The 22,576-nt window shown below is 71.8% G+C and carries 19 protein-coding genes; 6 read left to right on the forward strand and 13 right to left on the reverse strand.

The features are described 5' to 3' along the window. Positions 1-15 precede the first annotated feature (15 nt). The 3 genes from TR50_RS00520 to TR50_RS00530 all read right to left on the reverse strand — a co-directional run bounded on the left by TR50_RS00520 (position 16) and on the right by TR50_RS00530 (position 3,427). Positions 16-909 carry a DUF4097 family beta strand repeat-containing protein gene (locus tag TR50_RS00520; protein ID WP_042412367.1) on the reverse strand — a complete coding sequence of 298 codons (894 nt, stop codon included), beginning with the start codon at positions 907-909 and terminating at the stop codon, positions 16-18. 187 nt (positions 910-1,096) lie between these two features. Continuing rightward, complete coding sequence (locus TR50_RS00525) at positions 1,097-1,627, reverse strand: histidine kinase (protein WP_042412368.1); 531 nt, start codon at positions 1,625-1,627, stop codon at positions 1,097-1,099. Between the two features lie 60 nt (positions 1,628-1,687). Next, positions 1,688-3,427 carry an ABC transporter family substrate-binding protein gene (locus tag TR50_RS00530; protein WP_052440518.1) on the reverse strand — a complete coding sequence of 580 codons (1,740 nt, stop codon included), beginning with the start codon at positions 3,425-3,427 and terminating at the stop codon, positions 1,688-1,690. A gap of 238 nt (positions 3,428-3,665) precedes the next feature. Between TR50_RS00530 and TR50_RS00535 the strand changes: the two genes are divergently transcribed. From TR50_RS00535 to TR50_RS00550, 4 genes are all read left to right on the forward strand, one after another. After that, complete coding sequence (locus tag TR50_RS00535; RefSeq protein WP_042412371.1) at positions 3,666-3,899, forward strand: Rv0250c family protein; 234 nt, start codon at positions 3,666-3,668, stop codon at positions 3,897-3,899. Between the two features lie 98 nt (positions 3,900-3,997). Continuing rightward, entirely contained in the window at positions 3,998-4,834 is an 837-nt protein-coding gene (gene sdhC, locus TR50_RS00540) for a succinate dehydrogenase subunit SdhC (RefSeq protein WP_042376547.1), read from the forward strand. Positions 4,835-4,855: 21 nt separating this feature from the next. Next, positions 4,856-6,820 (forward strand): fumarate reductase/succinate dehydrogenase flavoprotein subunit, encoded by a 1,965-nt coding sequence (locus tag TR50_RS00545; protein WP_084699606.1) that lies wholly within the window; start codon positions 4,856-4,858, stop codon positions 6,818-6,820. Next, on the forward strand, positions 6,817-7,581 hold the full coding sequence (locus TR50_RS00550) for a succinate dehydrogenase/fumarate reductase iron-sulfur subunit (RefSeq protein ID WP_042412375.1): 765 nt from the start codon (positions 6,817-6,819) through the stop codon (positions 7,579-7,581). The genes TR50_RS00545 and TR50_RS00550 overlap by 4 nt, the downstream gene beginning before the upstream one ends. Before the next feature lie 122 nt (positions 7,582-7,703). Here the strand turns inward: TR50_RS00550 and TR50_RS00555 are convergent, their stop codons facing one another. The 5 genes from TR50_RS00555 to TR50_RS42195 form a co-directional block, all read right to left on the reverse strand. Further along, entirely contained in the window at positions 7,704-10,253 is a 2,550-nt protein-coding gene (locus tag TR50_RS00555) for a SpoIIE family protein phosphatase (RefSeq protein WP_439654180.1), read from the reverse strand. Between the two features lie 235 nt (positions 10,254-10,488). Continuing rightward, the gene (locus tag TR50_RS00560) at positions 10,489-13,224 is read right to left on the reverse strand and encodes a SpoIIE family protein phosphatase (protein ID WP_236654177.1); all 2,736 of its coding nucleotides are present in this window, start codon (positions 13,222-13,224) and stop codon (positions 10,489-10,491) included. Positions 13,225-13,670: 446 nt separating this feature from the next. Then, entirely contained in the window at positions 13,671-14,063 is a 393-nt protein-coding gene (locus TR50_RS00565) for a (deoxy)nucleoside triphosphate pyrophosphohydrolase (RefSeq protein WP_042413180.1), read from the reverse strand. 185 nt (positions 14,064-14,248) lie between these two features. Further along, positions 14,249-14,692: an RpiB/LacA/LacB family sugar-phosphate isomerase gene (locus tag TR50_RS00570; RefSeq protein ID WP_042412379.1), complete on the reverse strand. Its 444-nt coding sequence runs from the start codon at positions 14,690-14,692 to the stop codon at positions 14,249-14,251. 15 nt (positions 14,693-14,707) lie between these two features. Then, positions 14,708-15,370 carry a TetR/AcrR family transcriptional regulator gene (locus TR50_RS42195; protein WP_052440520.1) on the reverse strand — a complete coding sequence of 221 codons (663 nt, stop codon included), beginning with the start codon at positions 15,368-15,370 and terminating at the stop codon, positions 14,708-14,710. Positions 15,371-15,503: 133 nt separating this feature from the next. On the opposite strand from TR50_RS42195, the gene TR50_RS00580 reads away from it, so the two are divergent. Beyond that, positions 15,504-17,774, forward strand: a complete 2,271-nt coding sequence (locus TR50_RS00580) for an MMPL family transporter (RefSeq protein ID WP_042412381.1) — start codon at positions 15,504-15,506, stop codon at positions 17,772-17,774. Between the two features lie 135 nt (positions 17,775-17,909). Here TR50_RS00580 and TR50_RS00585 read toward each other — a convergent pair whose 3' ends face one another. The 3 genes from TR50_RS00585 to ychF form a co-directional block, all read right to left on the reverse strand. Then, a complete protein-coding gene (locus TR50_RS00585) occupies positions 17,910-18,173 on the reverse strand; it encodes a Txe/YoeB family addiction module toxin (protein ID WP_042412383.1) in 264 nt (87 codons plus the stop codon). Next, positions 18,170-18,442, reverse strand: a complete 273-nt coding sequence (locus TR50_RS00590; protein ID WP_042412385.1) for a type II toxin-antitoxin system Phd/YefM family antitoxin — start codon at positions 18,440-18,442, stop codon at positions 18,170-18,172. Before TR50_RS00590 ends, TR50_RS00585 begins: the two co-directional genes overlap by 4 nt. 185 nt (positions 18,443-18,627) lie before the next feature. Continuing rightward, positions 18,628-19,701, reverse strand: a complete 1,074-nt coding sequence (gene ychF / locus TR50_RS00595) for a redox-regulated ATPase YchF (protein ID WP_042412387.1) — start codon at positions 19,699-19,701, stop codon at positions 18,628-18,630. 157 nt (positions 19,702-19,858) lie between these two features. On the opposite strand from ychF, the gene TR50_RS00600 reads away from it, so the two are divergent. Continuing rightward, complete coding sequence (locus tag TR50_RS00600; protein ID WP_152648181.1) at positions 19,859-20,362, forward strand: DUF6542 domain-containing protein; 504 nt, start codon at positions 19,859-19,861, stop codon at positions 20,360-20,362. A 201-nt stretch (positions 20,363-20,563) separates the two neighbouring features. On the opposite strand, the gene ppgK is transcribed toward TR50_RS00600, so the two are convergent. Both ppgK and TR50_RS00610 read right to left on the reverse strand, forming a co-directional pair. Next, complete coding sequence (gene ppgK / locus TR50_RS00605) at positions 20,564-21,316, reverse strand: polyphosphate--glucose phosphotransferase (protein ID WP_042412404.1); 753 nt, start codon at positions 21,314-21,316, stop codon at positions 20,564-20,566. 78 nt (positions 21,317-21,394) lie between these two features. After that, a complete protein-coding gene (locus TR50_RS00610) occupies positions 21,395-22,393 on the reverse strand; it encodes a 4-hydroxy-3-methylbut-2-enyl diphosphate reductase (RefSeq protein ID WP_169790418.1) in 999 nt (332 codons plus the stop codon). Between the last annotated feature and the right edge of the window lie 183 nt (positions 22,394-22,576).

Genomic DNA, 22,576 nt, shown 5'->3' on the forward strand with positions numbered 1-22,576 from the left:
GCGTTACGGGACCCGTCAGTCCTGCCCGTCGAGGCGGGCGACCCGGCGGATGGTGACGTCGCCGAGCTTGGTCTCGGCGTGGATCTCGACCTTGTCGACGGGCTCGCCGGCGGCGGGGGCGTCACTGCTGGCGAGGTCGTTGTAGACGCGGCCGACGCCGGTGTTCAGCTCCAGCCAGGCGGCGCTGCCGTCGCGGACGCCGACCTCGACGCCGCCGTTCTTGGAGCTCGCCGCGACCTTGCCGCGCACGACCTCGCCGATCCGCACCTCGCCGTTGGCGCTGGCGGCGGTGATGTCCGACAGCGCGCGCTCGACGTGCACCGAGCCGTTGGCGCACTTGACGCTCGCCGCTCCGGTGACGACGGCGATCTGCACCTTGCCGTTGCTGTTGTCGACCTCGGCGGTGCCGTCCACCGTGCCGAGACGGATGTCGCTGGAGCTGGTGTGTATCCGGACCGGGCCGTTGACGTTCTCGACGGTGATCTCGCCGACTCCGTTGCGCAGCTCGAGCGGACCGGTCTCGACGAGCCGCACGGCGCCGAGGTCGGTCTTGAGCTGGACGGCGCCGAGCGCGCCCTCGGCGAGGAAGTCGCCGATGGCGGCCTCGCCGCGCACCTCGGAGTCCGTGGGCAGCTGGACCAGGACGTCCACGGACTCGGGCCGCTTGCTGCTGAAGTTCACAAACCGATTGAGCGGCTTCTTCGAGACGACACTCAGGGTGCGGCTCGCCTGGTCGTACTCGACGCGGGTGTTGTCCGCCGCCTTGACGTCGGCCGCCTTGCCCGGGTCGCTCGGGCGGACCTCGACGACCGTGTCGGCGCGGTCCGAGGCGGCGAAGCGGACCTCGGCGACATAGAGGTCCAGCACGACGGTGATCGGGGCGGGGGTCTCGAACGTCGAGAGGGACATCTCGGGATTCCTTTGCTCAAGCGGGGACGTTCCGGAGGCGGTGCTCGGTCCGTTCGGCGGTGCCGTGGGGCGCGGTGCGCTCGGCGGTGCGGCGGGCTCGGCGGTGCGGCGGGCGTTCGGTGCGTTCAGCGGTGCGCGGTGCTTCAGCGGACCGGCGGGCGTTCGGCGACGCGGCGGCCGTGCGAGGTCAGCGGGCCCAGCCGGTGAAGCTCTGGCCGAGAGCCCGGTCGGGCTTCTGCGCAGGGGCGGCCTTGGCGGCCGTGCGGCCCTGGGCGGCGAGTCCGGCGGCGGCCGCGCGGACGATCCAGGCGTTGACCGAGAGCCCGCCTGAGGCGGCGGCGTCCTCGATCAGGGCCTTGAGGTTGGCAGGCAGCCGCAGGTTGATCCGGACCATGGCGGCGTCGTCGCCCTCGGCGACGGGCAGCCGCACGTCGACGGGCCCGGGGGCGGCCTCGGCGGCCGGTTGCGCGGGGGCGGGCGGCGGCGTCACCGCGAAGCCGGCCCCGCCGCCGCGCAGCCGGAGGTCGACGGAGCCGGGCGCGAGCTCGACGGAGATCTCCTCGGCGGCGGCGGAGAGGGCTTCGAGCAGGGTGAGCCGGACGGCGGCGTCCAGGGGCTGGAGAAGCCGGTCGGCGAGCGCGCGGGCGTCCTCGCCGCCGACCTCGGCTGCGGTCGTCAGCTCCCGGCGGAGCTGCTCGACATAAGGGGTGAGGTCCATGGCTCTACAGTGGCGCCACTTTGGCACCAATGCAAGTCGTTCTGGCTCACGCTGGCATCCCTAGTGGCCCTTACCGGATGCGAAGCCCATGTCCTGGAAGCGCGGCGTCGCGAAGCCGAACGCACCCACGTTGCGGACGTTGTCACGGATGCCGACGAGTTCGGGCGACTGGAAGAGCGGGAGCGACGGCGCGGCCTGCCAGATGCGGATGTCGGCCTCGTTGGTCAGACGGATCGCGTCGGAGGGGTTGGTGGCGGCCACCGCCTGGCTCAGGAGCCGGTCGATCTCGTCCGTGCCCGTCGCGGAGAGGTTCTGGCCCACCGACAGCGAGCCGTCCCCGTTGACCTGCGGCTTCGCGAAGAGGGCGCGCTCGTCCGCGACCGGGAAAAGCGAGGCCGGCCAGCTGACGAGGGCGAGGTCGAAGTCCCCGGCCGCCACGTCCTTGGTGAAGAAGTCCGCCGCGGGGACCGCCTTGGTCGCCAGGCCGATGCCGACCTGGCCGAGCTGCGTGGTGAGGAGCTTGGCGATGGCGGCGTCGCGGGCCGAGCCCGCCCGGGTGAGCAGCGTCAGCCTGAGCGGCTTGGTCCCGTTGACGCGCGTCGTCCCCGGCGCCGCGTCACCGTGAGCGCCGAGACGCCAGCCGGCCGCGTCGAGGAGCTTGGCGGCGTTCGTGGCACTGGCGCCGAGCGCGGCGGCGTCGTCCTGGTAGCCCTGCTGGTCGCCCATCAGCAAATGGTTGCCGAGCGGCACGGCCGGGAGATCCAGCGGCTTCAGGACCGCGTCGGCCACGGCCTGGCGGTCCACGGCGTCGGCGACGGCGCGGCGTACCTGCGGGTCGGCGAGCAGACCGGTGCCGCCGTTGAAGGCGAGGGCGAGGTAGCCCGGCGCGGAGGCGCGCAGCACCTCGGTGCCCGCGGTGGCCTCGGGGGTGTTGCCCGAGTCGTCCGCCGCACGGCTGAGGTCGACGACGTCGACGTGGTGCGCGGCGAGCGCGGACGCGGCGTCCTCCGGGGCGACGGCCGTGAACGCGATGGCGTCCAGTTTGGCGCGATCACCCCACCAGCGGGGGTTGCGGGCGACGGTCAGCGTGTTCTGGCCGCCCTGGCCCGCCGCGCCCTTGAGTGTGAACGGACCGGCATCGGCGGCGAGCGCGGTCTTCAGTCCGTCTGTGAACGCCTGCGGCGAGGCCGTCGCGGCGGCCGGATACAGAGGTGTGAACAGCGAACGCCAGGGCGCGTAGCTGTGTGCGAAGACGACCTTGACCTGGTGCGGCTTCGCGCCCGCCGCGACCGAGGCGATGCTGTCGTAGCCGTCGGCGTGCGCGGCGCCCGCGGCGGCGAAGGCCGGGTCGGCGCCGCTGAGCGCATGCCACTGACCCGCGAAGTCCGCGACGCCGAGCGGCTTGCCGTCGCTCCAGACCGCCTTCGGGTTGAGCGTGTAGACGACGGTCTGCGGCGAGGCGGACACCTGCTCGGCGCTGGTGACGTAGTCCTGGTCCGCGGTGGCCTTGCCGGAGGCGTCCAGGGTGAACAGCGTCGGCAGCAGAGCCTGGTCGGCGAGCGTGGTGGCCGGGCTCGCGTCGGTCGCGAAGGCGTTGAGGGTGGTCGGCAGCGCGTCGACCGCCCAGTGCAGCGTGCCGCCCTGGGCGACGGCGGAGCGCGCGGCGTGGGACATGTCGTCGGCGCGGACGGCGGGGGCGCCCGAGCCCGAGCAGGCAGCCAGGACCAGGGCCACGGCCGCGGCCAGCACCGCGGCGGAGGTCTCGCGGGGCGCACGGAGGAAGTCTTTGCGGTACACCACGAAGCCACTCAAGGCCCCCGGGCTGCAGTCGGCCTGACGACACGTCGGAAAAGGCGCCGGAGCCACCCGATCGGGGCAGCGGATTGCGCCGGGCGGGGGCGCGCGCCGCGTGCGTGTAATCCGCCAATCGTGAGCAAAGCCTTTTCAGGCGAGGGCGATCGGGGCCACACTCGCTTCCGCGCGTTCCTGACAGGACATCAGGAATCGAATACCCATGCGCGTGGAGGGGAGCTGAGTCATGCCCTCGAACACGATCGATCCCACCGCCTTGGCGGAGGCCCACCGACGGCTCACCGAGCTCGACCGGGCGGTCGACGAGACCCGGCTGGCCCTGGCCAAGCTGCGCGCCTGCCTGCCGCCGTGCGGCGCGCCCGAGCAGTGCGGCAGCCCGATCGAGGTGTCGGACGAGCAGTACGACCCGGCGATGTGGCACGACGCCGAGGACGAAGGCATCGGCGGGCACCGCCACTGACCGGAACACGGTCCGGAACACGGTCCGGAGCCGCCCAGCCGGTGGAGCCCAGCCGGAACAGCCCAGCGGAACCGCCCAGGAGAGGACGAGGAACAGCAGTGACGACGGAGACGAGGCCCCCCGAGGCCGCGGACAGCACCGGTCGGGGGGTCCACTCCCCTGGGCGCGCGGCCATCGCACAACGGCATCTGCGGTTGGACCGCTGGTGGCTCCCCCAGGTCATGACCGCCGCGGGCCTGCTGCTCTTCATCGGCTACTCGACCTGGCGGGCCTTCTTCGGCCTGCACACCTCGTACGCCGCGCCCTACGTCTCCCCGTTCTACTCGCCCTGTCTGGCCGCCAACTGCCCGAAGATGGACGGCGGCGCGGACTGGGCGCTGTTCGGCGGCTGGTGGAGCCTGTCCCCCGCGCTGATCGTGCTGATCTTCCCGCTGGGCTTCCGGCTGACCTGCTACTACTACCGCAAGGCCTACTACCGGTCGTTCTGGTCCTCCCCGCCGGCCTGCGCGGTCGCCGAGCCGCACGCCAAGTACAGCGGTGAGACGCGCTTCCCGCTGATCCTGCAGAACATCCACCGGTACTTCTTCTACGTCGCCATCCCGGTGGCCGGCATCCTCACCTGGGACGCGATCCTCGGCTTCCGGGACCCCCAGGGCCACTGGGGGCACATGGGCCTCGGCACGCTGGTGCTGCTCGTGAACGTCTCGCTGATCTGGGCCTACACCGCTTCGTGCCACTCCTGCCGGCACATCGTCGGCGGACGGCTGCGGCACTTCTCCAAGCACCCGGTGCGCTACCGGATGTGGACCTGGGTCAGCAAGCTCAACGCCCGCCACATGCAGCTGGCCTGGGCCTCCCTCTTCAGCGTGGGCCTGGCCGACCTCTACGTGTACCTGCTGGCGAGCGGCGCCTTCAGCGACCCGCGCTTCTTCTAAGAGACCTAAGGGAACAACTTCATGACCGAGGTGGAGCGCCACGGCTTCGACGTGGTGGTGGTGGGCGCCGGCGGCGCCGGGCTGCGAGCGGCGATCGAGGCCCGCGAGCAGGGCAGGCGGACCGCGATCATCTGCAAGTCGCTCTTCGGCAAGGCCCACACCGTGATGGCCGAGGGCGGCATCGCGGCCAGCATGGGCAACGTCAACGACCAGGACAACTGGCAGGTGCACTTCCGCGACACCATGCGCGGCGGCAAGTTCCTGAACCACTGGCGGATGGCCGAGCTGCACGCCAAGGAGGCCCCCGAGCGGGTCTGGGAGCTGGAGACCTGGGGCGCGCTCTTCGACCGCACCAAGGACGGCCGGATCTCGCAGCGCAACTTCGGCGGCCACGAGTACCCGCGTCTGGCCCACGTCGGCGACCGCACCGGCCTGGAGCTGATCCGCACGCTCCAGCAGAAGGTCGTCAGCCTCCAGCAGGAGGACTTCCGCGAGCACGGCGACTACGAGGCGCGGATCAAGGTCTTCCAGGAGTACACGGTGACCCGCGTCCTGAAGGACGGAGACCGTGTGAGCGGGGTTTTCGGCTACCAGCGCGAATCGGGGCGTTTCTTCGTCATCGAGGCGCCGGCCGTGGTCCTGGCGACCGGCGGCATCGGCAAGTCGTTCAAGGTGACCTCCAACTCCTGGGAGTACACCGGCGACGGCCACGCGCTGGCGCTGCTCGCGGGCGCGTCGCTGATCAACATGGAGTTCGTCCAGTTCCACCCGACCGGCATGGTCTGGCCGCCGTCGGTGAAGGGCATCCTGGTCACCGAGTCCGTGCGCGGCGACGGCGGCGTGCTGCGCAACAGCGACGGCAAGCGCTTCATGTTCGACTACATCCCCGACGTCTTCCGCGAGAAGTACGCGGAGACCGAGGAGGAGGGCGACCGCTGGTACCAGGACCAGGCCAACAACCGCCGTCCGCCGGAGCTGCTGCCGCGCGACGAGGTGGCCCGCGCCATCAACAGCGAGGTCAAGGCCGGTCGCGGCACCCCGCACGGCGGCGTCTTCCTGGACGTCTCCACCCGCCTGCCCGCCGAGGAGATCCGGCGCCGACTGCCGTCGATGCACCACCAGTTCAAGGAGCTGGCGGATGTCGACATCACCGCCGAGCCGATGGAGGTCGGCCCGACCTGCCACTACGTCATGGGCGGCGTCGAGGTCGACCCGGACACCGCGTCCTCCTGCGTGCCGGGCCTGTTCGCGGCCGGCGAGGTCGCCGGCGGCATGCACGGCTCCAACCGCCTCGGCGGCAACTCCCTCTCCGACCTGCTGGTCTTCGGCCGCCGCGCCGGGCTGCACGCCGCGCAGTACGCGGACACCGCCGGCGATGACCGCCCGGTGGTCGACCAGGAACAGATCGACGCGGCAGCGGAGGAGGCGCTGGCGCCCTTCTCGGCCGACGGCGGCGAGAACCCCTACGGCCTGCACCAGGAGCTCCAGCAGTCGATGAACGACCTGGTCGGCATCATCCGCCGCGAGGGCGAGATGGAGGAGGCGCTCCAGCGCCTCGCGACCCTGGGGGAGCGGGCCGAGAGCGCGGGCGTCGAGGGCCACCGCCAGTTCAACCCCGGCTGGCACCTGGCCCTGGACCTGCGCAACATGCTGCTGGTCTCCGAGTGCGTGGCCCGAGCCGCGCTGGAACGCCAGGAGAGCCGCGGCGGCCACACCCGCGAGGACCACCCGGCGATGGCCGCCGAGTGGCGCCGCGTCCTGCTCGCCTGCTCGCTCGCGGACAAGCCCGTTCCGGGCGAGGGCGCGATCGTCCTCCAGCGGAAGGCGAACCCGGCGATCCGCGAGGACCTGCTGGCGCTGTTCGGTGTCGACGAGCTGAAGAAGTACCTGACCGAGGACGAACTGCCCGGTGCGGAGGCGGACCTCCCTCCGCAGCGCGCGGACGTGGACGCCGACAAGAAGAGTGAGAACGGAGCGGAGCATTGAGCTACGAGGCCACGTTCCGCGTCTGGCGCGGCGACGCCGAGGGCGGGGAACTGACGGACTTCCAGGTCGAGGTCAACGACGGGGAGGTGGTGCTCGACGTCGTCCACCGTATCCAGGCGACCCAGGCGCCCGACCTCGCCGTCCGCTGGAACTGCAAGGCGGGCAAGTGCGGCTCGTGCAGCGCGGAGATCAACGGCCGCCCGCGGCTGATGTGCATGACCCGCATGTCGACCCTGCCGCCGGGCGAGACGGTCACCATCACCCCGATGCGCACCTTCCCGGTGCTGCGGGACCTGGTCACGGACGTGGGCTTCAACTACCAGAAGGCCCGCGAGATCCCCGCGTTCATCCCGCCGCAGGGCGTGAAGCCGGGCGAGTACCGGATGCAGCAGGAGGACGTGAACCGCTCGCAGGAGTTCCGCAAGTGCATCGAGTGCTTCCTGTGCCAGGACACCTGCCACGTGGTCCGCGACCACGAGGAGAACAAGCCGGCCTTCGCTGGCCCGCGCTTCCTGATGCGGATGGCCGAGCTGGACATGCACCCGCTGGACGCCGCCGGTGACCAGGGTCTGGACCGCAAGGCCACGGCCCAGGAGGAGCACGGCCTGGGCTACTGCAACATCACCAAGTGCTGCACGGAGGTCTGCCCGGAAGGCATCAAGATCACGGACAACGCGCTGATCCCGCTGAAGGAACGGGCCGTTGACCGCAAGTACGACCCGCTGGTCTGGCTCGGCAGCAAGATCTCACGACGGCGGTAGGCCTGCACTATCCAGGGGCGCGGGGAACTGCGCGACAAGCCACCCAAGGTGGTGAGCCGCCGAACGCGCAGGGCCATCCGCACAGGGTGGTTGCAGAGCCTCGCGCCCCTGGGTCGTGCAACTCAGGGAAGTGCCAGCTCGAACCAGACCGCCTTGCCGTTGGGAGTCCTGCGACTCCCCCACCGGTCGGCCAGCAGGCTGACCAGCTGGAGCCCGCGCCCGCCCTCGTCCGTGTCGCGGGCGCGCCGCTGCCGCGGCTGGGCGTAGCCGTTGTCCCAGACCTCGCACACCAGGACCGAGTCCCGCAGCAGGCGCACGCGGATATCGCCGCGGCCGTGGCGCAGCGCGTTCGTTGCCAGCTCGCTGACCAGCAGCTCGACGGTGTCGACCAGTTCGTCGAGGCCGCAGGCGAGCAGCCAGCCGCAGGCCAGTTCACGGGCGCGGGCAACGGACGTGGGCTCGGAGGGCAGGACCCAGTCCCCGACCGAGTTGCCCGGCAGGGCGCGGACCCGTGCCATCAGCAGGGCGATGTCGTCCTCGCCGTGGTGCGGGTCGAGCTCCGTCAACAGCTGGTCGCACAGCGCCTCGAGCGGACGGTCCGGGCCGCTCAGCGCGGAGCGCAGCGCGGAGAGGCCGTCCTCCAGCGGGTGCTTCCGGGATTCGACCAGCCCGTCGGTGTAGAGCCCGAACAGCGCGCCGTCCGGGAGTTCGACGGTGACCTCCTCGAAGGGCTCGCCGCCGACGCCGAGCGGGAGACCCTCGGGGACATCCAGCATCAGGGCCGGGTTGTCGCCGCCCGCGGGGTCGACCACGACCGGCGGGAGGTGGCCCGCGTTGGCGATCGTGCAGCGGCGCGTGACCGCGTCGAAGACCGCGTACACGCAGGTGGCCAGGTAGAGCTCGCCGGACTCACCGCCGTCGGACTCCGGGTCGGCGGACAACCCGCGGGCGATCTCGTCGAGTTGGGTGAGCACGTCGGCCGGGTCGAGATCCAGCAGGGAGAGCGTGCGCACCGCCGTGCGCAACTGGCCCATGGCGACGGCCGCACGCAGCCCGCGGCCCATGACGTCGCCGACGACGAGCGCGGTGCGGTTGCCGGGCAGCGGGATGACGTCGAACCAGTCGCCGCCGACCTCGGTGCCGCTGCCGGCCGGGCGGTAGCGGCAGGCGATCTCCAGGCCCGAGGCCTCGGGGTTGCCGGGTGGCAACAGAGAGCGCTGAAGGATCAGTGCCCGCTCGTGTTCACGGCGGTACAGGCGGGCGTTGTCGATACACACCGCCGCCCGGGCGACGAGCTCGGTCGCGATGGCGACGTCGCGCGCGTCGAAGGGCTCACTGCCCTTGGCGCGGGAGAGCTGGACCAGGCCGAGCACCTTCTCGCGGGCGACCATCGGCACCACCACCGCGCTGTGGATCAGCGGGTTGGGGTCCGGGTTGCCGGGCCCGATCAGGGTGAGGCTGCGGCCGGTGCGCAGCGCCTTCGCGTACGGGGAGCGCGGCGGGTAGCAGAACGCGCCGCCGACCTCGGCGGCCGGAGTGGACGGACCGTCGTGCGTCGGCGCGGCGTCGTGGTGGACGGTGCTGGCGGAGGCGACCCGCCGCAGCTCGCCGGTGCCGTCGCCGTCGTCGACCCGGCGGCCCTCCGCGTCGGCGGTGAGCACGGCGTTGTAGAGGTCGACGGTGGCCACGTCGCAGAAGCCGGGGACGGTGACGTCGAGCAGCTCGCGTGCGGTGGTCTCCAGGTCGAGCGTCGAACCGATGTGGCGGCTGGCCTCGTTGAGCAGGGCCAGGCTGCGCCGCGCGCTCGCGGCCTCGCGCTCGGCGCGGGCGCGGCCGGTGACGTCCACGACCTGCCCGGCCACGCCCATGGGGCGGTCGCCGGTGCTCAGCAGCCGGTAGAGCGAGATGGACCAGCGTCGTCTGCCCCGGGTGGGCAGGACGCCGGAGAAGGTCAGGTCGACGACCGGTTCGCCGCTGTCCAGCACGTCGGCGACGGCCCGGCCGAGCCGGACGGCGTCGCGCGGAGGCATCAGGTCGGCCGGGGCCAGCCCGACCAGGTCCTCGGCCGGGAGGCCGAGCACTTCGGCGAAGCTGTCGTTGACGCGGCGGATGCGGCACTCGCGGTCGAAGAGCACGAAGCCCGTCGGCGCCTGGCCGAAGACGGCCTCGGAGGCGGCCAGTTCGGTCTCGATCGCGCGCAGCTTGCGCAGGTCCACGGCCAGGCAGACGACGCCGGGGCGTCCGTCGTGTCCGCGAGCCGGCATCAGGTACAGCTCGGCGACGCGCTCCTGGCCGTCCGCGTCGCGGTAGGGCGCGGTGCCGACCCACTCCTTGCCGCCGAGGGTCTCCTCGATCCGGGCCCGCCCGCGGCGCCACAGCTCGCGGGGCGCGAAGGTGGTCACCGGGTCGGCGCCGACCACGTCCTCGGCACGCAGGCCGAAGAACTCGGCGGCGCGGTCGCTCCATTGGGAGATCATCCCGTCGCCGTCGAGCGAGAAGGCGGCGACCTGTATGTAGTCGTAGACGGAGCCCGGCTCGCCATGACCCCACATGCTCGGCGACGCACCGTGCGGCCGCAGCTCCCCGGCCGGATGCGGGATGACGGCGTCCGCACCGGGCCCGGGCGTGATGGCGGCCGCCTCGGCGGCCTCACGTGACGGCGTGTCGCTCAACTACCGACTCCTGTGGCGATCTGCGCTGGGGCACCTCCCGGCCGAAGCCTGGGGAAGCATGTCGCGTTCCGAGTATTCATCATCCCGGTGATCTCGCCTACGCCCTGATCGATCTCAACATCACATCGAGCGAGGGAACGTGAGGCGATCCCCGCCACCGCGCGGAGCGGTGTCCGGAATCGGAACCTTACGCCTCAGTCCGGCCGAACGGGAGGTACTCGACGTGTCCAGTTGATCAAGAACTGGTGGAGACACCACTCCCACCAGGCGCATCGGACCGGATTTGTTCGAACCAGACGACTTTTCCCTCCCCTTCGATCCGGGTCCCCCAGCGGTGCGCGAGCCGGTGGACCAACTGCAGCCCGCGACCGCCCTCGTCGGTGCCGGCGGCCTCGCGCTCGCGTGGCGGATCCGGCAACGGGTCGGCGACCTCGACCAGCAATCTCTCCTCGCGCAGCGCCAGCCGCAGCCCGATCGGCGCGCTCGCGTACCGCACCGCGTTCGTCACCAGCTCGCTGACCAGCAGTTCCGTCGTGTCCAGCAGGTGCTCCTGTCCCCATTCGGGGAGCGTCCTGCGGACCAGGCGGCGGGCGTGCGAGGGCGCGGACGGCTCGGCGCTGAGCGTCCAGCGCTCCTCCCGCAGCGCGGTCGGCTCCGGCGCTCCTCCCAACCGGGCCAGCAACAGCGCGACGTCGTCCGGCTCCTGCCCCTGGTCGAGGGTGCGCACGACCGCTTCGCACGCCTCCTCGACCGAGGCGTGCGGAAGCTCCAGGACGGCGCTCAGGCGGCGCGTGCCCACGTCGATGTCCTCCGTGCGCGACTCCACCAGCCCATCGGTGTACAGCGCGAGGAGGCTTCCCTCCGGCACCGTCAGCTCGGTCACCTCGAACGGGACCCCACCCACACCGAGCGGCGCGCCCGAGGGCAGTTCCAGCACCGTCGCCGATCCGCCGACCAGCCGCTCCGCTCCCGGAGCCGTGCCGGGGGCCGCCGCCGAGGCGGGTGTCGGAGCAGACGCCGTGGCGGGTGTCGGAGCCGACGCGGGAGAGGGCGTGGGGGCTGGCGTCGGAGCGGGCGCGGGAGCGGGTGTGATGAGCAAGGGCTCGGTGTGGCCGGCCTTGGAGAGCACCAGCGTGCGCGTCGACGGATCGTAGACCGCGTACACGCAGGTGGCGATCAGGGCCTCCTCCGGCCCCTGCGCCAGGTCGTCGGCCAGGTCGTGCACCTTCTGCAGCAACCGGTGCGGCGGCAGGTCGAGTCCGGCGAGGGTCCGCACGGCGGTGCGCAGCCGACCCATCGTCGCGGCGGCGCGCAGGCCGTGGCCCATCACGTCGCCGACCACGAGCGCGGTACGGCCGCGCGGCAGCGGGATCACGTCGAACCAGTCGCCCCCCACCTCCGCGCCGCTGCTGCCCGGCACATACCGGTAGCCGACCTCCATGCCGGGCGGCTGCACCACCGTCTGCGGCAGCAGGCTGCGCTGCAGCATCAGCGCCGCCGCGCGCTCGCGGGCGTAGAGGCGGGCGTTGTCGAGCGAGGCCCCGGCGCGGTCCGCCAGCTCGGTGGCGAAGACGACGTCGTCGTGGTCGAAGCCCTCACGCCGCCCGGCCCGGTCCAGGATCAGCAGGCCGAGCACGATGCCGCGCGCCCGCAGCGGCACCACCAGCATCGAGTGCACGCCCAGTCGGTACGCGGCGCGGACCCGCGGGTCCCCCTGCCCGGACACGTCCTCCAGCTGGGTGGCCGCGTCCAGGGTCAACGGCATGCCGGTGCGCAGCACCCGGCCGAAGAGCGACTCGTCGGTCATCGTGATCCGCGCGCCGGGCGTCTGCATCGCGTCCGCGTCCGGTCCCGGCACGACGGCGGCCGTCGCCGCCATGACCAGCGGCGTGAGCCGCGTGAGCGGGTGCCGGGGCAGTTCCGAGCCGTCCAGCACGGCCTCCAGCAGGGCGACCCCGGAGTGGTCGCCGAGCCGCGGCACGAGCGCGTCGGCCAGCTCCTGCGCGATCAGCCCGGCGTCCAGCAGGTCCCCGATCCGACTGCCGACCTCGTTGAGCAGCGCGAGCCGCTGCCGTGCGTGCTCGACCTTGGCGACGGAGCGGTAGCGGTCCGTCACGTCCATGATCATGCCGGTGACGCCGAGGATCCGGCCTGAGCGGTCGTGCAGCCGGGAGTAGGAGACGGACCGGTAGCCGGGATCGCCGGGGTCGGCACTGTTGACCGTCACGTCGATCACCGGCTCGCCGGTGGCCAGCACCTGCCGCTGGACCGCCATCACCTCGTCCGCGGCGAGCTGCGGCAGGGCCTCCCCGGCCGTCCGCCCGAGGTGCGCGTCGACGGGCAGGCCGTTCATGCGCGCGAGCGTCTCGTTGACCCGGACGTACCGCAGATCGCGATCGAAGATCGCCAGACCGAGCGGTGACTGCTCGAACAGCGCCTCCTGCACGGCCAGCCCCTGCTCCAGCCCGAGCAACGCGGCGGCGTCCGCGAAACGGCAGAGCAGAAACGGTACGCCGTCGCCGTTCTCCAGCAGCGAGAGCCGCGCCTCCAGCCGCACGCCCTGCCCGTCGCGGTGCTGGAGCCGCACGATCCCCGACCACGACGCGGCGTCGCGCAGCACACCCGCGATGGCGTCGTGCGCCACCTTGAACATCTCGGCGTCGTCCCCGAGCAGCACATCCAGATCACGGCCGACGAGCGCGTCGCTCGGCCAGCCGAGGAGCTCCTCGGCCGCCTGGCTCCAGAGCATCACCCGTCCCTGCTCGTCCAACAGGGCGATCGCCACGCGCACGAGGTCCAGCAGGCTGTCGGTCCGGCGACCGATGCCCTCGTCCAGGTCCGCGCCGACCGCGAGCGCGTCCGGGAAGCGCGCGGGCGCGGCCGCCCGCGACCCGGCGCGACGGACGATCCCCCCGACACCACCCGCCGCGGGCCTTCGCCGCAGGCGCGCACGCGCGTCAGCTCGCCTCACGTCTCCCCAGTCCCGGCCACCGCTCCGGTGGGCGGCCGGATACTGACATACCCACCTGAAACCACCCGTACCCCGCCGGATGGGTCATCTTCGAGAGGGGATGCGGATGCCGTCCCGGGGCGGGGGCAGGCGGGGACAACAGCGCCGGAACGCACCTTAGGCGGCCCGCCCGACAAGCCCGGCCGGACACGCCCGGGAAGGCCCGGCCCGGTCGGCCCGGAGTGGTCGGAAGGCTTCGGCAAGGGTCGGCGCGGCCAAGCCGAGCGCGGCGCAGCAAAGCTCGGCGCGGCAGGGTTGCGCGCAGGCCCGGCCGCCCGCCCGGCCGCACGCCCGGCCCGCCCGCACCTGGGCACCAGACCCCGACGGGTGGCCGGCCACGCCGTCCTCCGCACCGCCGAGGCGGGCGCGGCTACAGCCTCCGCCGGTCCCCTGTCTCCCGCCGCCTCCTACAGCCGCTCAGCGACATGCGGCAGCGCGAAGCGGTCCTGGGGCAGCCAGTCGACCGAGTCGAGCGTGGTCGCGTCCAGCCAGCGCAGTTCGTCGTGGTCCTGGAGCGGTCGGGGCTCGCCCGACACCAGCTCCGCGGTCCAGATCTGCAGCTCCAGACCAGGTCGGACCTCCCACGCACCGGGCAGGCGCTCCACCGCGCGGGCGGCGACCCCCAACTCCTCGCGCAGCTCGCGCTCCAGGGCCGCCGGGACGCTCTCCCCCGGCTCGACCTTTCCGCCCGGGAACTCCCACCGACCCGCCAACGCCTCCGGCGCGGACCGTCGGGCGGCGAGGACCCGGCCGCCCTCCGCATCGAAGAGCGCCGCCCCGACGACGACCCGTGCGGGCAGGACGGCTTGCGCGGCCGGGGCCACCCAGTACAACTGCTTGTGCCCGCGCGCCTCGAACTCCGCCGCGGCGGCCTCCCCCTCGGCGCGGACGTCGAAGCGGGCCATCTCCACGCGGTTGCCGTTGTCGTCCTGGCGCATCAGGAGCCAACCGGGCCCAGTGTCTCCGGTGCCACCGGTGACGCCGCTCATCCGAGACCGATCCGGCCGAGATGCGCGATGTTCTCCTGGTCGTCCGGCTCCTGGCTGGGCGCGCCGTCGAACCACGCGTCGAGGATCTCCGACAGCACGGCCGTCGAGGTCAGCCGCAGGCTCAACGCGAGGACGTTGGCGTCGTTCCAGCGACGCGCACCACCTGCCGTGTATCCGTCCGTGCAGAGCGCGGCGCGCACACCCGGCAGCTTGTTGGCGGCGATCGACGCGCCCGTCCCGGTCCAGCAGCAGACGACGGCCTGGTCGGCGCGGCCCTCCACGACGTCGCGCGCCGCGGCCTCACTGCAGAACGCCCAGTCGTCCTTCTCGTCGGGCTGCAACGCGCCGTGTCTGGTCACCGAGTGACCTCGGCGTTGGAGCTCCGTGACCAACTGCCGGGCGACGCCCTCGTCCATGTCGGAGGAAACCGAGATCCGCATGCGCGAAGCCTAACTTCAGCCCGGCACGTCCAGGCAGGCGAACGCGTCCCGAACGAGGTCGACCGGGTCGACCAGGGACCGCTCCGTCTCCGGGAGGCTCCCGTAGGCCAGTCGCACCGCCCGCAGCACGCCGACGCCGGCGCGGCTCAGCACCGACGCCCGCAGCGCGACGGACGCCGGATCTCCGCTCCCGCGCAGCAGCCGGTCCGTGAACGCCGCGGCCACCGCCTGCTCCATGTCGTAGAGCAGGTGCTTGTCGCCGCGCCCGTCGGCGCGCCCGTCGGCGCGGGTGATCCCCCGCAGCGGACCGGAGCCGGCGAGCAGCACCGCGGGATTGGTCCCGTTGCGGCGAGCCACCTCAAGGACGGCGTTACGCAGGGCGACGAGCGGCGGCTCGGCGGAGGGACGCGCGAGGATCTCGGCGGCGAGCAGCGGCACCAGGTCGCGGACCTGCTGCAGGACCAGGCTCTCCTTGCTCGGGAAGTAGCGGAAGAAGGTCCGCTCCCCGACCCCGGCGGCCGCGGCGATGTCCCTGACGGTCGTCGACTCGTAGCCGCGCTCCTGGAAGAGGCGGCCGGCGGCCTCGATCAGGGCCTCGTGAGTGCGGCGCTTGTTCTGCTCCCGGCGGCCCTCGGCCTGCTGGATCAGGGGCGCGGCTCCTCCTGCGGTCGTGTCCACGGCTCAAGCATCTCAGCCTTGAGGATGAAACTGGCAGTTCTGCCACTTTGCTAATGTGGCAGAACTGCCAGTTTTTCGGATCGCGGTCCCCCTGCGCCGCGGTCGTTCCCGACCGGAGCCCACCGGAGCCCCCATGCCCACCGTTCTCCACCGCCTCGGCAGGTTCGCCTTCCGCCACCGCCGCAGCGTGCTCGCGCTCTGGCTGGCGGTCGTGGCCGCCGTCGTCGCCTGCACCGTCGCCTTCGGCGGCAGCGGCAAGTTCGACAACACCTTCTCGATCCCCGGCTCGGAGTCTCAGCAGGCCCTGGACCGGATGAAGACCGACTTCCCGACCTCGTCGGGCACCAGCGCACAGGTCGTCTTCACCGCCCCGGCCGGGCAGAAGGTCACCGACCCCGCCGACGCCGCGGCGATCCGCGCCGCTGTGAACGCCGCATCCTCCGCGCCGCAGGTGGCCCGAGTTGTCAGCCCGTTCGACGCGCACACCGTCTCCCCCGACGGCACGACCGCCGTCGCACAGGTCCAGTACGAGGTGCCGAGCAGCGGCCTCGCCTCCGGCTCGCTGGACGCGCTGACGTCGGCCGCCTCAAAGGCGGGCGCCGACCAGCCGGGCCTGCGGACCGAGGTCGGCGGCGCGGCGTACGGCAACGCGCCGGGCAAATCGAACAGCGACCTGATCGGCATCGGAATCGCGCTGCTCATCCTGGTCGTCACCTTCGGCTCGCTGCTGAGCGCCGGCATACCGCTGGTGACGGCGGTCTTCGGAGTGGCCACGGCGATCTTCGGGCTGCTCTCGCTGACCGGCGTCGTCGCCATCTCGTCCACGGCGCAGAGCCTGGCGCTGATGATCGGCCTGGCCGTGGGCATCGACTACGCCCTCTTCATCGTCACCCGTCACCGCTCCCAACTCGCGCACGGCATGGACCCGGAGGAGTCCGCGGCGCTGGCCGTCGGCACAGCGGGCAGCGCGGTCGTCTTCGCCGGTCTCACCGTCGTGATCGCGATGGCGGGGCTGACCGTGGTGGGGATCCCGTTCCTGACCGCCATGGGACTGGCCGCGGCGGGCGCGGTCCTGACCGCCGTCCTGGTGGCGACCACCCTGCTCCCGGCGATCCTCGGCTTCGCCGGCGCACGCCTGACACCCCGTCCGGGCTCACGCGCGGCCCGCCGCGAGGCCGCGGCCGGCGGGACTGCCGCCGGCGAGGCCGAGTCGGGCGGGACCGCCGACGCGGGCAACGGACGGGCTGCCAACGCGGCCGAGGCGTGGTTCCGCCAGGTCACCCGCCGTCCACTGCTCGCCCTCGCGGCGGTCGCGGTCGCGCTCAGCGCGCTCGCCTGGCCGGCCCACTCCATGAAGCTCGCCCTGCCCGACAACGGCACCGCGCCTGCGGGCAGTTCACAGCGCATCGCCTACGACGAGATCAGCGGGAAGTTCGGCCCCGGCTTCAACGGCCCGCTGCTCGTCCTCGCCGACACCGGCGGCAGCGCCGACCCGCAGCAGGCCGCGACGCAGATCGCCACCACCCTCCACGGCCTCCCGGACGTCGCGGCCGTCGGCAAGCCCGTCCTCAACCCGGCCACGCACGCCGCGCTGATCCAGGTCGTCCCCCGGACCGGCCCCAGCGACAGCGCGACCAAGACCCTGGTCACCACCATCCGCGACGACCGCGCCGCCATCCAGCGGCAAACCGGCGCGACGATCCAGGTCACCGGCAGCACCGCGGTCCAGATCGACGTCGCCGCCAAACTCAACGCGGCGCTGCTGCCCTTCGCCGCGGTCGTCGTCGGACTCTCGCTGCTCCTGCTGCTCCTGGTCTTCCGCTCGGTCGTGGTCCCGCTCAAGGCCGCCGCCGGATTCGTCCTCTCCATCGCGGCCACCCTCGGCGCGGTCGTCTCCGTCTTCCAACTCGGGCACCTGGGCGGCCTGTTCGGCCTCGATACCACCGGCCCGATCAGCAGCTTCCTGCCGATCCTGCTCCTGGCCGTGCTCTTCGGCCTGGCCATGGACTACGAGGTCTTCCTCGTCTCCCGCATGCGCGAGTCCTACACCGCCACCGGCGACCCGCTCCGCGCCGTCCACTCCGGCGCCCGCCACAGCGGTCGCGTCGTCACGGCGGCGGCCCTGATCATGATCTCCGTCTTCGCGGCCTTCCTCGGCACGGACAACATCATGCTCAAGCAGATCGCCTTCGCCCTCGCCACCGGCGTCCTGCTGGACGCCTTCGTGATCCGCATGACCTTCGTCCCCGCCGTCCTCTCCCTCACCCGCCGCGCCGCCTGGTGGCTCCCGACGTGGCTGGCCCGCCTCCTCCCCGACCTCGACATCGAGGGCGAGCGCCTCCAGCACACGACGGAGCGGTCGACTCCGGCCACCAGCGCACGGGTCCCGGAGCCCGTCGACTGAGTACACGGAGCAAGCGCGCGTGAACACGGCACTCCAGTCGCCCGACACAGGTACGCGCAACAGGAACGGCCCGGTCGCTCCGAGGAACGACCGGGCCGGAGCGGCTTGAGACCACGTCAGACGTTGAAGCGGAACTCAATCGCTGTAGTGGTAGCGAGCCTTGAGGATTTTCACTTCCTTATCGTCCGCCCGGTAAACGAGCCGGTGCTCGTCGTCGATGCGGCGCGACCAGTAGCCGGAGAGATCCCCCTTGAGTGGTTCGGGCTTGCCCACCCCTTCGAACGGATCCCGCTGGATCTCCCCGATCAGGCGCGTGATCCTCTTGGCCTTCTTCCTGTCTGCGCCGAGCCAGAAGAGGAAGTCCTCCCACGCATCCGGGTCGAAATGGACACTCCTCACGCATCACCGGCCAGGGCTTCCAACTCAGCCATCGTCTTGCTGACCACCGTGTCCCCCGCTTTGTCACGGGCGACGGCCTCCATGAGTCGCCGGGCGTTCGCCGGCGAACGCAGGAGATAGATCGTCTCCTGCCACGAGTCGAAGTCCTCGGCCGACATGAGTACGACGTCCCCCGCTTTGGATGCGATCCGCACCGGTGAGTGGTCGTCGTTAACCTGCTGTATGAGGGGGAACAGCCGAGCGCGAGCCTCGCTGGCACTGATCGTCATGGACGGCCACCTCTCTCCTGGTACATAACTACCGTACCACTTTCGTACGGGAATGTTGTACCAATCCAGATCCGTAGGGTGGTAGGAGACGCCGCGGTCCCGACCAGCCGGAGACGCACCCCTGAAGCGACGAAACGGCCCGCCGGCCTGCGATTTCGCAAGCCGGCGGGCCGATCGTCAGATCGTCAGACGTTGAAGCGGAACTCCACCACGTCGCCGTCCTGCATCACGTACTCTTTGCCCTCCATGCGGGCGCGGCCCTTGGCGCGGGCCTCGGCGATGGAGCCGAGTTCGACGAGGTCCTCGTAGGAGACGATCTCGGCCTTGATGAAGCCGCGCTGGAAGTCGGTGTGGATCACGCCGGCCGCCTCGGGCGCGGTCGCGCCCTTCTTGATCGTCCAGGCGCGGGCCTCCTTGGGGCCGGCCGTGAGGTAGGTCTGCAGGCCGAGGGTGCGGAAGCCGACGTGGGCGAGGGTGGCCAGGCCCGGCTCGGTGACGCCCATCTCCTGGAGCAGCTCCAGCGCCTCGTCGTCCTCCAGCTCGATCAGCTCGGACTCGATCTTGGCGTTGAGGAAGATGGCCTCCGCCGGGGCGACCAGCGCGCGCTGGGCGTCCTTGAACGCCTCGTCCGCGAGCTCGGCCTCGTCCACGTTGAAGACGTAGAGGAAAGGCTTGGCCGTCAGCAGGTGCAGGTCGCGCAGCGGCGCGAGGTCCAGGCCGGCGGCGAAGACGGTGGTGCCGGACTCGAGGACCTTCTGGGCCTCCTCGACGGCGGCCAGCTGCGAGGCGGTCTCCTTCTTCAGCCGCGCCTCCTTCTGGAGCCGCGGCAGGACCTTCTCGATGGTCTGCAGGTCGGCCAGGATCAGCTCGGTGTTGATGGTCTCGATGTCGTCCTTCGGCGAGACCTTGCCGTCGACGTGGACCACGTCCGGGTCGCTGAAGGCGCGGATGACCTGGCAGATCGCGTCGGACTCGCGGATGTTCGCGAGGAACTTGTTGCCCAGGCCCTCACCCTCGCTCGCGCCGCGGACGATGCCGGCGATGTCGACGAAGTCCACCGTCGCGGGCAGCTTGCGCTGCGAACCGAAGATCTCGGCCAGCTTGTCCAGGCGCGGGTCCGGCACGCCGACGACGCCGACGTTGGGCTCGATGGTGGCGAAGGGGTAGTTGGCCGCCAGCACGTCGTTCTTGGTCAGGGCGTTGAACAGGGTCGACTTGCCGACATTCGGCAGGCCGACGATTCCGATCGTGAGCGACATGGTGGCGTGAGTCCCGGGTTCGAGGGGGCGAGAGCGTACAGCCCCCCAGTCTACGGTTCGCCGCGGTTACGCCCGAACGGCTCAATCGCATGCCCTGGATCGCGGATCGGCGTGTCTGTGCCCTTGTTCGGCGTTCATCCGACCGTACGTTGGTCACGTGGAGTACCGAACCAGCCGCGCACAGCCCGGGACGGAGCGGAACATGGCCCTGCCCAAGCCCGCACGTTCGCCCGAGGCTATGGTCCGCCCGGCCCGACCGGTGGCCCCGACCCCCCGGGGCCCGCAGCGGCTGACCGCGATCGGCTGCGGCTTGCTGCTCCTGGTCACCTGCCTGGCCGCCGGAGCCCTGGACTCGCTGCTGTTCGACAGCTCGGGCGTGCTGCTCGGCCTCGTCTACATCGCCGTGAGCTTCCATGCCTCGGTCAAGGTCCGCTCCTCCGATCTGGCGGCCGCGCCGATCAGCGGGCCGATCTGTTTCGCGTTGGCACTGCTCTTCTTCGGTCCCGACGCGGGCCCTGGCTGGGGAGGCCGCCTGATCGGCCTGGCGGAGGCGCTCGCGCTGGACGCGGGCTGGCTCTTCGCCGGGACGGGACTCAGCGTCGCCATCGCGCTCGCCCGCCACTTCTCGCTCTCGCACGCGAGGAAGAAGGCGCAGTTCTGAGGGCTGTGGCGCGAAGGGTCCGGCGCGAAGGGTCCGGCGCGAAGGGTCCGGCGCGAAGGGTCCGGCGCGAAGGGTCCGGCACGAAGGGTCCGGCACGAGGGGTCCGGCGCGAGGGGTCCGGCGCGATGACGCCGACGGCTCCGGCGCGTCGCAGCGCCGCCGCATCGTCGTCGAGGCGGCGGCGCTGGGGCGGACGTGCGGTCAGCTCAGCGTGGCCAGGCGGGACGCCTGCATCGCCGCGCCGATGATGCCCGCGTCGTTCTGCAGCTGCGCCGGGACGATCTCCGCGCGCAGGGGCTTCAGCAGCGGGAGGAACTTGTCGGCCTTACGGCTGACACCGCCGCCGATGATGATCAGCTGCGGGGAGAAGAGCATCTCCACGAGGGCGAAGTAGTCGTCCAGGCGCGACGCCCACTGCGACCAGGAGAGGTCGTGCTTCTCGCGGGCGGCCGAGCTGGCGTGCTTCTCCGCGTCCTTGCCGTGCAGCTCCAGGTGGCCGAGCTCGGTGTTCGGCACCAGGTTGCCGTCCACGAAGAGGGCGCTGCCGATGCCCGTGCCGAGCGTCAGCATCAGCACCACGCCGTCGCGGCCTTTGCCCGCGCCGAAACGGACCTCGGCCAGGCCCGCCGCGTCGGCGTCGTTGATCACCGCGACCGGGCGTCCGCCCAGCGCGTCGGAGAGGAGCCCGGCGGCGTCGGCGCCGATCCAGCCCTTGTCGACGTTGGCGGCCGTGCGCGTGTGGCCGTCGACCACCACGCCGGGGAAGGTGATGCCGACCGGCCCCTGCCAGTCGAACTGCTCCACCACCTCCTTCACCGCACCGGCCACGGCCTGCGGCTCGGAGGGTTGGGGCGTGAGCACCTTGAAGCGCTCCTGCGCCAGTCGGCCGTTCTCGAGGTCTGCGGGCGCGCCCTTGATGCCGGACCCGCCGATGTCCACTCCGAAGACAGTCACGCAGTCCACGCTACGTGCGCAGGGCAGAACCCGCCCGACACTCGGGCGGGTTCGTCCTGATTCGTCAGCCGTACGGGGTTACTCCGAGTCGGCGGAGCCGGCCGGACCGGCCGAGCCGGCCTCGGTGCGCAGGTCGCGGCGAAGCTCCTTGGGCAGCGAGAACTGCAGGTGCTCCTCGACCGAGTGGACCGTCTCGACGTCGCCGAAGCCCCGCTCGGCCAGCCACTCCAGCACGCCCTGGACCAGGATCTCCGGCACGGACGCCCCGCTGGTGACGCCGATCGTGGAGACGCCTTCCAGCCAGGCCTCGTCGATCTCGTCGGCGAAGTCGACCAGGTGCGCGTCCTTGGCGCCGGCCTCCAGGGAGACCTCGACCAGGCGGACGGAGTTGGAGGAGTTCTTCGAGCCGACGACGATCACGAGGTCGGCGTCGGCGGCGATCTGCTTGATGATCACCTGGCGGTTCTGCGTCGCGTAGCAGATGTCGTCGCTGGGCGGGCTGGTCAGCAGCGGGAACCGCTGCTTGAGCGCGTCCACGGTCTGCATGGTCTCGTCGACCGAGAGGGTGGTCTGGGACAGCCAGACGACCTTGGACTCGTCTCGGACCTTGACCTTCGCCACGTCCTCGGCGCCGTCGACGAGGTGCGTGCGCTCAGGCGCCTCGCCCATGGTGCCGATGACCTCCTCGTGGCCCTCGTGGCCGATGAGCAGGATGTCGTAGTCCTCCTGCGCGAACCGCACCGCTTCCTTGTGGACCTTGGTCACCAGCGGGCAGGTCGCGTCGATGGTCGCCAGCTTGCCGGCCTTGGCCTCGTCGTGGACGGAGGGCGCGACGCCGTGGGCGGAGAAGACGACGATGTTGCCCTCGGGCACCTCCTCCGTCTCGTCGACGAAGATCGCGCCCTTCTTCTCCAGCGTCTGCACCACGTACTTGTTGTGGACGATCTCCTTGCGCACGTAGATCGGCGACCCGTACTGCTCCAGGGCCTTCTCCACGGTGATGACGGCACGGTCGACACCCGCGCAGTAGCCACGCGGAGAGGCGAGCAGGACACGGCGTGCAGCGGTAGCAGACATGCGGCCCAGCCTACCGCCCGCCCCCTCGGCGGACCGCTCCGGACCGATCCGTCGACGGCTCCGCCGCGAGCCCCGCCGGGAGCCCGCGCGGTCGCTCGCGTGGGCGTTCATCCGGGGGTTCATCCGGCCGTTCATCCGCGCGCTCACGCGGGCGCTCGCGGTGGCCCCGGCCGACCCCGCGTC

This window comes from Streptacidiphilus anmyonensis, assembly GCF_000787855.1.
Classification (GTDB): domain Bacteria; phylum Actinomycetota; class Actinomycetes; order Streptomycetales; family Streptomycetaceae; genus Streptacidiphilus; species Streptacidiphilus anmyonensis.